Genomic DNA, 10,436 nt, shown 5'->3' with positions numbered 1-10,436 from the left:
TTCCCTACCGCTTCTAATTCATTACCTTAAGTTTAAGGATGTTCCAGTTCCCTACACTTTTGCTTGATTCATCTTTACATCTGACAACGCCGACAGTGGATAAAGCAAGAGGTGTAATAGCGAGTTTCACTGGGAAATCTCCTTAAATAGAATTAGGTCAAGTTAAGTTGGTGCTATGCACCCCAGTGCATTTTATTTGTTTTTTTGACCGTGTCTGTTACTTTTGATACAGTTTTTTTATTGTTTTATGGTATGGGAATAGGGAGACACGGGGACAGCACCGCTCAACTAAACTTACTCAAACCTGTTTAAAAGCCTGAAAGCTTAGTCATTCGGATTAAGCAGGGAGCGGGTTAAACGGCAAACCCGTTATTCCCTGGTCAACGACATCGGGAATTACTTTCGTGAACCACTCTCGAGGTAGTTGAGAGCTTCCTGCTTCAATGGGATGCGCTTTCTACCTCGAAAGATAGCCAGTCTTGCCTTCCCGACCCCGGCATCCGTCCTAGTGCCTAAGACCCATACTTTTCCTGGCAACAGGACCGGCCGAAGCTCGGTTATCGCTTAAGGAATGGTGGTCAAGATCTGTTTATCGGAGCATCGGTTTTTGAGAATTGTCTATGTGTTGGGCATTCATCCCATCGCTAAAAGCGAGGGACTTCTAGCGAGGGACTTCTGCTGACACTAAGTTAAATTCTTTTTCCCAAACTAACACCCGCTAAACCAAAGGCTAACAGAGCAAGCAAGGAAGAAGGTTCGGGGATTTTGGTTCCTGCAGCAAACTGAATCTCTGAGAAGCCAATGCGATTGTTATTGGTGGGGTTATTGAACGCCCCAAAGTTACTCAGATTAGTAAATCTAACATTAGTCGCAGCGACTGAGGCAAAACTGAACGCCTGCGGGGTCTGATTGGTACCTGGGGTACCAAAAGTTCCTTGCGTAAAGGAAGTAGGAGCGCCACTCAGGGTACTCCAAGTTGTTCCACCGTTGTTGGAGTATTCAATCGTCACATTGTTAATTCCCTGACGGGTAAGCTCCTCACTACCACCGCCAAGGTTCCAGAAAGTAAACCCAGATAGATTATAGCTACCATTGAGATTAAAAGTGATAGTACCTGAGGGAATTGTGGTGCCCTGCGTGTTACTTAAAATATCTGACCGCCAAGAATTACCAATCAGCGACTCCCCGTGATCTCCCGTAAGACTCGGAGTGTTACCGGGCAGCCCCTGGCCGTTGACGGCATCGTTTAGAGCCCACTGAGTTGATATGGTCGTTCCGGCAGTGACTCCAGGAATTAGAGTAGCGGCTTGGGCGTTTTGTGTTACACTCAACATTAAGCCAAAAGTGGCAGTGGATAAAACAAGGGTTTTAATAGCGAATTCCATTGGAAGCTCTCCTTAGTTAAAGGCTAGGTACAGTCAAAAGGATACAACGCATCCTCCTATATGATATTTGTTTTTTTGCCAATGTCCACTACTTTTGATGTAGATTTTTTTACTATTCTATGGTACGAGAATCGGGGGACACGGGGAAAACGCCCATCTGGTGACGCAGTTAGTGGGACTTCAACTCCAATCCCCGCTTGGGATTTACTTCGACCAAGCCCAAAATCGCTGAAACCCAGATATATCAAGGAAAATCATAAATCGAGGTTAAACCTTTGTCCCGTAATGGTTTAAGCCTTTTTTGCTGACCGAAAACGCCTAAGTCCCATTAAAAAAGTCAGAAGCCAGAAATCGGCTGGGGAAGAAATTCTGTCTTCTGCCTTCATAGCGGGCAATCTGCCTACTGATGAGATTCTAGCCTCGTGGTTTTGCTATTGTCCCCATCCGAGAATAAATCATCGCTAAATAGATCATCAAGGGGCAGTTCTTCGTCAGAAGGTAAGGATTCTAGATTAGCCATTTCTTCATTATCCAACATACTAAAGAAATCTAGTTCTTCTTGGTCACTCGCAACAGAAGCAACATTTTGGCGGTTAGATGCAACTGTAGGGGTTTCTTCCGCAAAATAATCGAATAATTCGGGGTTATTGCTGTCATCGGTATCAGCAAATAAGTCATCTAGAAAATTTTGGTTATCAGCGAATTTTTCGGTGTCGGGGGCTAATAAATCAGAGAAACTGGTGTCACTGCTAACGGTTTCTTGAATCTGACCGTAATTACCCGATAATTCTTCTAGACTACCGATAGTTCTCGTTTCTTCCTCTAATGTTAAACTGTTGAGAAATTCTATCTCAGCAGCGGACATCTCCCAGTCAGAGATTGCTTGTTCTTCCATGACGGGAAAATCTTCGCTCTCAGTCATTTCTGGAGAAACTAAGGTTTCTTCTCTGCTGTTTAAACCGTCAAATGTCTGCTCGGAAACTGGTGTTTCTAGGGGCATTTCAGGGGCAAATTCTAGTTCCAATACTAGGGTTTCTTCGGTGATAAAACCATCAAAAGGATTCATCTCACTGCTGAATTCTGATTCTGAAACCGGCGTTTCTAGGGGCGTTTCAGGGGCAAATTCTGGTGGCAATACTAGGGTTTCTTCGGTGATAAAATCATCAAAAGGATTTATTTCTTCGGCACTGGGGCTATCGGGGAAATCATCCCAGGGTTCGACGATTTCAGTGGTTCGATCATCCACTACTGCTTGGCGGGCGTTTTGTAATTCCAACAGTTGGCTTTGATAACCCTGTTCTAGTTGTTGAATTTGCGACTGATAGCCCTTTTCTAATTCTAGAATCTGCTCCTGTTGACTTTGACGCAGGGCTTCCATTTCCCCTTGCTTCCCGTCTATGATCTCTTGTATTTGACTTTGATAGCTTTGGCGCAATTCCTCGATTTTAGCTTCGTATTCCGGTTGAAGTGGCTGAATTTGAGTTTTATCGGCGACTTCCACGGCTTGAGCGGGATTTGCGCTGGCTATCTCTTGCAAACGTCCTTGGCTATCTTCTAACTCTTCTTGCAATTTAGCCACTTCTTCTCTATAGGTGGCTTCGATATTGCGAATCCGTTCTTCGGAGAGAGCGAGTTGTTTTAACTGTCCTTTGCTGTCTTTTAACTCCTTTTCGGTTTCACCTAAAGCCGCCCGAATTTTCTCATATTTCTGTAGTGCTTCCCTGATTTTTCCCTCTTGCAGGGCATATAAAGCCCCACCCCCGATCGCACCTCCACCGACAAAACCGATTAAAATATCGAAGATATTCATTATGGGATTCCTCCTATAGGAAAATTTACTTCTAATATGCCCAATCTCGGAGAATAATTCACAAGGGGCAAATGTGGTCAGTGTTTTCCGCCGCTCTCTATGCCGATTGCTTTTGATTGTGGCAGCAATTATCAGAAAAAGAAAGCAAATATTCAGTTTTTTATCGGCAAATGTTCACCTTTAGGGCAGTTATCTCGATGGTGAGGTACAAAGTCTCTGGTTTTAGGGAGTCGGTTGTCGATGTCAAATCCAGTCATACCTCGTCTTTGTGAGAAACGCCGTCGGTGGTGTTCGGCAAGACATTTCACTGAAGCTGTATTTCCAGATAAGCTTGATAAACGCCGCGCACGTTGTACCAATTGAGAAAAATGCGGGCAATTTCTAGGGCTAATTGCGGTTTACCTCGATCGATCAACCATTGTAACAGAGGGGAGAGGCTGCGTTCATTCAGGGTTCCTCCCAGGGAAAGTAAACCCCACAACAGTCGATGAATCCAAGTCATTTGAATCATCATCCGCACTTCCCAGGTGGGATGTTTTTGATAAAAAAGCACTCCCATTCGTCCTCGTTGAATTTCCTTATCGATGAGATTGGGAATTTGAGCGAGATTAAAGGGGGGATGCCAATGATAACCAACGGCTTCAGGACATTTGATTAATTTTAGTCCTAATTGCTTCAATCTCACCCCTAATTCCAAATCTTCCCAACCGTAGAGTTGAAACTGGGTATCAAATAATCCCGCCGCTAATAACCATTTTTTAGCGATCGCCACGTTGCCCGTGGCAAAATAGGCGGCGGAGAAATCGGTGATTTTATAGGGTTCACTGGTGGGATGCTCGAAGTTACAGGTATTAATGACACTGCCGTAGGTAAATAAGCAATCGCTGCCGAGACTTTCTGCCCCGGCGGTTAAAGCGTCGGCGTGGGCTTGCAAAAAATTTTCTGTCACTACCAGATCGCTATCGATAAAAATAATCGTATCACCACTAGCTTTTTCTACCCCCAGATTCCTAGCGATCGCTGGTCCGCCGTGATCCTGTTGCCACAGTTGCAGATGGGGTAAATTGCCTTTGTGACTTTCTAGCCAAGCGATCGTCGCATCGGTAGAGCCATCATCGACCAGGACTATTTCGTAGTTTTCCACTTTATTATCGGTTAAACGCTGATTTTCTAGGGCTAGTAAACATTTTTTTAAAATTGCTTGGCGATTGTAGGTAGGGATAACAACACTAATCAGCACGGGCATTCGGGGGTCAAGATTACCGTTTTAGCTTACCAAATAACCTCGGTTCCTTGATTAGACCTCCTGCAAAAATCAACAATCTTTATTCAGGAGGCACTCATGCACTCATGCACTCATGCAAAAGGCAGCTTTGTTCTCCCCACACCCTAGACCCCACACCCCAGACCCCACACCCCAGACCCCACACCCCACACACCCTACACTACACCCCGCCGAAGGAACCCCGGAAGGAGGATTAAGGTCAACTGGGAACATTGATTTGAAAAAATCGGTGATCATGTTATTCTCTGAGTGTGTTGTGTGAGGAAAGGAATCGCCCATGGTAGCTTCTCTATCGTATCAAAATGGACAAAAAGTTCGATCGCATCCCCTGTTATCCTTAACGGGTTTAATCGAATTACCGCCATCCCCCCTGTTTGGCACGGACGGAATTCGCGGCCAAGTGGGAGAATTATTAACTGCCCCCCTAGCACTACAAATCGGATTTTGGGCAGGACAGGTATTTAAAAATCAGGCTGGTGTCACCAAACCGGTGATTATCGGTCAAGATTCGCGTAATTCCAGTGATATGTTAGCCAATGCTATCACTGCTGGTTTAACTTGGGCGGGAATAGAAGTCTGGCAACTGGGATTATGTCCCACTCCCTGCGTCGCCTATTTAACCAGAGAAAGCGAAGCGATGGGGGGGATCATGATTTCTGCCAGTCATAATCCTCCCGAAGACAACGGCATTAAATTTTTTGACAGCAGCGGTTTAAAATTATCCGGCACTTTAGCCGGACAGATAGAAGCGGGTTTAAGGGGCAATTTAGAATTAGCGGATAACTCAGTAAATTGGGGAAAAGCGACTTTTTGTCCCGAATTAATCCAAAAATACTATCAAGCTGTGATTGCTTCCGTCGGGAAGGATATTAACCTATCGGGATTAAAAATAGTTTTGGATCTAGCTTGGGGGGCAGCCGTTAACCTAGCACCTTTAGTATTCCAAACCTTGGGGGCGGAAGTTATCTGCCTACACGATCGAGCCGATGGCGATCGCATTAACGTTAATTGTGGTTCTACCCATTTAGAAAGCTTACAGGCGGCGGTGATTAATCAGCAAGCGGATTTAGGGTTTGCCTTCGATGGCGATGCCGATCGGGTCTTGGCCGTGGATAGTCAAGGTAGAGTAGTAGATGGCGATTATATCCTCTATTTTTGGGGTCGTTCCCTCTTAGAAGCCGGACAGCTACCGGATGGGTTATTAGTAGCAACGGTGATGGCTAATTTAGGTTTTGAACGCGCTTGGCAAAAACTGGGGGGTCAATTATTGCGGACTGCCGTGGGCGATCAGCACGTTCAGGCGCAAATGTGGGAAACTGGAGCCATGCTAGGGGGTGAACAATCCGGTCATATCCTCTGCCATCATTACGGGGTTTCCGGGGATGGAATGCAAACCGCTCTACATTTAGCGGCTTTAGTACAGAAATCGGCGGTTTCCTTGGCTAACTTAGTCGATCATAGCTTTGTCACCTATCCGCAGATTTTACGCAATGTGCGGGTGGAAGATAGAGAAGTGCGACGTAATTGGCAGCAATGTGAACCTTTGCGGCGAGAAATCCGCAAAGCTGAGACAGCTATGGCAGAAAAAGGCAGAATTTTGGTGCGCGCTTCCGGGACAGAACCCTTAATTCGGGTGATGGTGGAAGCAGAAACCCTAGAATTAGCCAATTTTTGGACAGAAAGGCTAGTGGAAGCGGTGCGAAGCTATCTTTTGTAGTCGATCGAGGGGGACAGGGATTATAATGCCCTTAGCCTAGCCTAGCAAGGGATGATTATGACCGGACTAAGTATCGATCGCCAGAAAAAAAAGAATAAACAGGGCCAAACAAAAGCTGATAGTCCCCCGCTTAACATCAAGGAGAAACTTGCCCTCAAAAAAGAAGAAAGGCAAAAGAAACAAAAGTTAACGGGGTTGATTATTTTTGCCATTTGTGTGGGAATTTTGCTCGGATTACCCCTCAGCTTATTATTTGATGCCAAGATAGGAGCTGCAGTAAGTTTAGTCTTGATTTTAGGAGTTTTCTCCTTTAGCTATCCTCGCATGGCTCTTTGGGCATTTATTATCTATGTCCCCTTCACTGGCACTATTATCTATTGGTTGGGAGGTAGTCCCATCCTGCAGATCAGTAAAGATATCTTTTATCTACCCGCTTTAATCGCCTTAGTTTTAGAATGTCGAAAAAAGCAATTACCAATTATTGTCCCCAAACAATTAGGTACAACCCTATTATTAATCTTTGTTTTTTGTGTAGTCTGTTTATTAGCAGTCAATTTACAGAGACAATTTCTGCCTACTTGCGATTCCGTGGCTGGGATGAGTATCTTTAGGGATGGTCGTTTGCGCGGGATTCCCTGTCGGGAAAGTGAGACTTTTCTGCAAGGAATATTAGGATTTAAAGTTTTGCTAGGTTATGTCCCCTTGATCTTCTGCACTTATTACTTAATCAAAGATAAACCGACCCTATTATTTTTTAGTCGTCTCTTAGTGACTTTAGCGATTATTTGTTGTGTCCTAGGACTAATGCAATACTGGATGCTGAAAACAGGTCGTTGTGTAGGAACTAGAGGCTACGTGGCTGATACACTATTTAAAGCCACCTTAGAGGCGAGGTGTTTGATCGGTGGGGCATTAGTGTATAGTCCGGAAGTGAATATGATCCGCCTACCGGGTACTTTTGTTTCCCCCTGGCACTGGGCTTGGTTTTTGGTCTCTAGTGCCGTAATTTGTTATGCCAGTGCCCTTAGTGAAATTTCCCAAAAATGGCGACTAGCAGCCCTAGTGGGTTTAACCCTAGTTTTTATTAATGCAGTGATCTCTGGGCAAAGATTAGCTTTCTTTGCTGTACCGACGATTATTGGTCTGATGACGATTCTTACAGGACAAATCGCTAACTTAAAAAGATTTTTGCCGATCATTTTTGCCGCCACTTTACTTCTAGCTATCGGTTTTTCTTTTCTTAACCCCGATTTTGTCCAACAACGCTACGATAGCGCCGTCAGCCGTTGGCAACAGAGTCCCCCCACCGCTTTTCTTCAAGAACAGTTGGATTTTGCTATCCGTAATCAGGGCGGTATTTTAGGTCGTGGACTCGGTGTCGCCACAGCTTCTGCTAGGGTTTTCGGTGATATTTCCTTTGTGGAAACCTATCATAGTAAAGTTTTATTCGAGTTGGGATACATTGGTTTTGCCTTGTACATGATATTCATGACCCATCTAGTTTATCTGGCCTTCCGCACCTATCGTTCCCTCAAAGATCCGACTCTGCGAGGTTTTGCCGGTAGTTATTGGGTTTTGCTGCTCTTTGTTGCCTATCTTCCCTATTGGTATGCCCTCGATACGGATCCTGTGGGCGTTTATTACTGGATATTTGCGGGCGTAATTTTTAGATTACCCGTGATCGAAAAACAGGAAAAAGAAGCCAAAATTCTGGCGGGAGAAACCGCCACAAAATCCTCCAAAAAGAGCTTAAATTTTAAACGCAAAGGTGTTTCTTTGGCTTGAAATATGGGTGTTAGGGGTTGGGTTTTGGGTTTTAGGGGGGTCACTGCGTGCGCGTTGCGGGGGGTTTTAGTTGAAATTCCCCCATCCCCTATCCCCTATCCCCTATCCCCTATCCCCTATCCCCTAATCCCTACCTATCCCCTGCTATGAATTTTCCCTCGATTTCTGTCATCATACCCACCTATCGGCGCGAAGATCCTCTTAAAGATACCCTCGATGACCTACTCAAACAAGATTACCCCGATTTTGAGGTATTAGTTATCGACCAGACCGCTACCCACAGCCCCGCCATACAATCCTATCTGGAAAATCTGGCTAATCAGCACAAAATTAGCTGGTATCGGCTGGATTGGGCGAGTTTACCTGGTGCGAGAAATTATGGAGTCCGTCGCGCCCAAGGCGATATCGTTCTTTTTATCGATGATGATGTGCGGCTACCGGATAATTATCTCAAAGCACATAGTGAGAATTTTGTCAAGAACCCTGAGATAGGTGTAGTGGCAGGTCGGGTATTCGATCGCATGAAATTGGGTGACTCCCAAAAAATGGCGACAGATACCGGCAAACCCTACGAAATCGACTTTTTACCCCCCCAAGCCATGGATCCGGGCATTGCTTGGTATTACATCGATCTTGTCCACACCACTAAACCCCAGCAGGTAATCTCGGCCCGGGGCTGTAATATGTCTTTCCGGAAGGATATATTTACGAAATACGGCATTTGGTTCGATGAACGCTTTCGTGGCAGTGCCGTGCGCGAGGAATCGGATTTTTGCTTAAGGTTACGCCGGACTCCCTATCATGTATGGTACGATCCCACCGCTTATCTGATTCATTTAGGGGAAGAAACCGGCGGCTGTCATGATATTAGCACTCGTTCTTTGAGTTATCAGACGACTTTTTATCATAATCACTTTCTGATGGCTCTGAAAAATCTCACTCCCGCTCAACAATTGCGACTCTACGCTAAATTATTTGATTGTCACGTTCTTGGCAATCCTCCCTGTAATAAGGGTGGTTCTCCGATTAAAATCCTCTCTAGGGGAATTTTTTATAGTTTAGGTTTTCTTGATGCTCTGAAAACTCAAGTAAAGTCCCTCTGGAATGATGGCCAAATTTATACAAAACTAGATCATCTATGAAAATTTTAGTCGCTAGTCATACCTATGTCGTTGATCTCAACTGTGAGAAACTGCGCGCCCTGACAAGATTAAATCCCAATATTGAAGTTACTATTGTTGTTCCCCAACGTTGGCAACCAGGAGGAGTCCAAAATAAAATCATTGAAAGTCAACCGAAAATAGCCGACAATTTCCGAGTCATTCCTATCTCTAATTTTAGCCAGAATAACCAAGCTTTATTAACTTTTGGCACTGATATAATTCCTTTATTGCAAAAATTTAGACCTGATATTATTCAAGTGGAACAGGGTTCTAAATCTCTCGCTTATGCTCAATTTATTACTCTGAATCGTCTCTTAAATCTCCGGGCTAAAAATGTATTTTTTACTTGGTGGAATCTTCCCTATACTCCTAAATTTCCCATCTCTTGGTTAGAAGCTTATAACCTGAAAAATACCGATGGTTTAATCGCTGGTAATCAGGACGGGGTAGATGTTTTAAAAGAACGGGGTTACAGGGGTAAATACACCGTTTTACCACAATTAGGAGTGGATGAAGTTCTTTTTTCCCCCAGCAAGCAACCCGATTTAGCCCGATCTTTAGGCATTGAAAACGATGAATTCGTGATTGGTTTTATCGGTCGTTTTGTGGAAGAGAAAGGCATTCTAAAGCTGATTAAAGCTGTAGCTAAATTAACAGGTAAGTGGAAATTATTACTGTTAGGTCGGGGAATCCTGAAAGATAAAATAGTCAGCGAAGCTACAGCCGCAGGAATAAGCGATCGCTTGATGATAGTGGAAAGTGTTCCCCATGATCAAGTAGTTAATTATATTAACCTGATGAACACTTTAGTTTTGCCTTCAGAAATCACCTATCAGGTCAAAACCTTAACGGCCGTCGGTTGGAAAGAACAATTCGGTCATGTCTTAATTGAAGCTATGGCCTGTCAGGTTCCTGTTATTGGTTCTGATTCGGGAGAAATCCCCTTTGTTATTGCTGATACGGGTTTAATTTTTCCCGAAAAAGATGGGGAGGCACTGGCTAAATCTATACAAACTCTCTTAGATAATCCCAGCTTCGCTCAAGAATTAGGCCAGAGGGGTTATCAGAGAGTAATGACCAATTATACTAATAAAGCCCTCGCTCAAAAACAATTGGATTTCTATCAACAATTACTCCCTCGGTGATGGGGGATGGGGAACAGGAAGAAAAAAGCTGCTCACTGCTCACTGATAACTGGTTTTGACATCCTCACCGCCGTAAACGGACGGTGATTCCCAAACCTCACGATTTGGGTTTCTGCTTCTTTCCCTTGCGGGGTTCCGCACCGGCC

At 44.5% G+C, this 10,436-nt stretch carries 7 protein-coding genes; 4 read left to right on the top strand and 3 right to left on the bottom strand.

What is annotated here, in order from left to right:
- Positions 1–689: 689 nt before the first annotated feature.
- The 3 genes from BGL89_RS19130 to BGL89_RS19120 form a co-directional block, all read right to left on the bottom strand.
- Positions 690–1,385 carry a PEP-CTERM sorting domain-containing protein gene (locus BGL89_RS19130; protein WP_286827112.1) on the bottom strand — a complete coding sequence of 232 codons (696 nt, stop codon included), beginning with the start codon at positions 1,383–1,385 and terminating at the stop codon, positions 690–692.
- A 400-nt stretch (positions 1,386–1,785) separates the two neighbouring features.
- Positions 1,786–3,195: a hypothetical protein gene (locus tag BGL89_RS19125; RefSeq protein WP_286827111.1), complete on the bottom strand. Its 1,410-nt coding sequence runs from the start codon at positions 3,193–3,195 to the stop codon at positions 1,786–1,788.
- A gap of 304 nt (positions 3,196–3,499) precedes the next feature.
- Positions 3,500–4,441 (bottom strand): glycosyltransferase family 2 protein, encoded by a 942-nt coding sequence (locus BGL89_RS19120; RefSeq protein ID WP_286827109.1) that lies wholly within the window; start codon positions 4,439–4,441, stop codon positions 3,500–3,502.
- A 316-nt stretch (positions 4,442–4,757) separates the two neighbouring features.
- Here BGL89_RS19120 and glmM point away from each other — a divergent pair, with 316 nt between their 5' ends.
- From glmM to hpsO, 4 genes are all read left to right on the top strand, one after another.
- Entirely contained in the window at positions 4,758–6,197 is a 1,440-nt protein-coding gene (gene glmM / locus BGL89_RS19115; RefSeq protein WP_286827107.1) for a phosphoglucosamine mutase, read from the top strand.
- A gap of 57 nt (positions 6,198–6,254) precedes the next feature.
- Positions 6,255–7,982 (top strand): hormogonium polysaccharide biosynthesis protein HpsL, encoded by a 1,728-nt coding sequence (hpsL, locus tag BGL89_RS19110; protein ID WP_286827105.1) that lies wholly within the window; start codon positions 6,255–6,257, stop codon positions 7,980–7,982.
- 146 nt (positions 7,983–8,128) lie between these two features.
- Positions 8,129–9,124: a hormogonium polysaccharide biosynthesis glycosyltransferase HpsN gene (gene hpsN / locus BGL89_RS19105; protein ID WP_286827104.1), complete on the top strand. Its 996-nt coding sequence runs from the start codon at positions 8,129–8,131 to the stop codon at positions 9,122–9,124.
- Positions 9,121–10,290, top strand: coding sequence for a hormogonium polysaccharide biosynthesis glycosyltransferase HpsO (gene hpsO / locus BGL89_RS19100; RefSeq protein ID WP_286827103.1), 1,170 nt, complete (start codon positions 9,121–9,123; stop codon positions 10,288–10,290). Before hpsN ends, hpsO begins: the two co-directional genes overlap by 4 nt.
- The last annotated feature ends 146 nt before the right edge of the window (positions 10,291–10,436 follow it).

This window comes from Microcystis sp. LSC13-02, from assembly GCA_002282935.1.
Lineage (GTDB): Bacteria > Cyanobacteriota > Cyanobacteriia > Cyanobacteriales > Microcystaceae > Microcystis.
This window is presented reverse-complemented; position numbering and strand designations above follow the sequence as displayed.

Excerpts from the sequence above, each read along its gene's own strand:
- BGL89_RS19130 (WP_286827112.1), bottom strand. The coding sequence starts at position 1,385 with ATGGAATTCGCTATTAAAACCCTTGTTTTATCCACTGCCACTTTTGGC.
- BGL89_RS19125 (WP_286827111.1), bottom strand. The coding sequence starts at position 3,195 with ATGAATATCTTCGATATTTTAATCGGTTTTGTCGGTGGAGGTGCGATC.
- BGL89_RS19120 (WP_286827109.1), bottom strand. The coding sequence starts at position 4,441 with ATGCCCGTGCTGATTAGTGTTGTTATCCCTACCTACAATCGCCAAGCA.
- glmM (WP_286827107.1), top strand. The coding sequence starts at position 4,758 with ATGGTAGCTTCTCTATCGTATCAAAATGGACAAAAAGTTCGATCGCAT.
- hpsL (WP_286827105.1), top strand. The coding sequence starts at position 6,255 with ATGACCGGACTAAGTATCGATCGCCAGAAAAAAAAGAATAAACAGGGC.
- hpsN (WP_286827104.1), top strand. The coding sequence starts at position 8,129 with ATGAATTTTCCCTCGATTTCTGTCATCATACCCACCTATCGGCGCGAA.
- hpsO (WP_286827103.1), top strand. The coding sequence starts at position 9,121 with ATGAAAATTTTAGTCGCTAGTCATACCTATGTCGTTGATCTCAACTGT.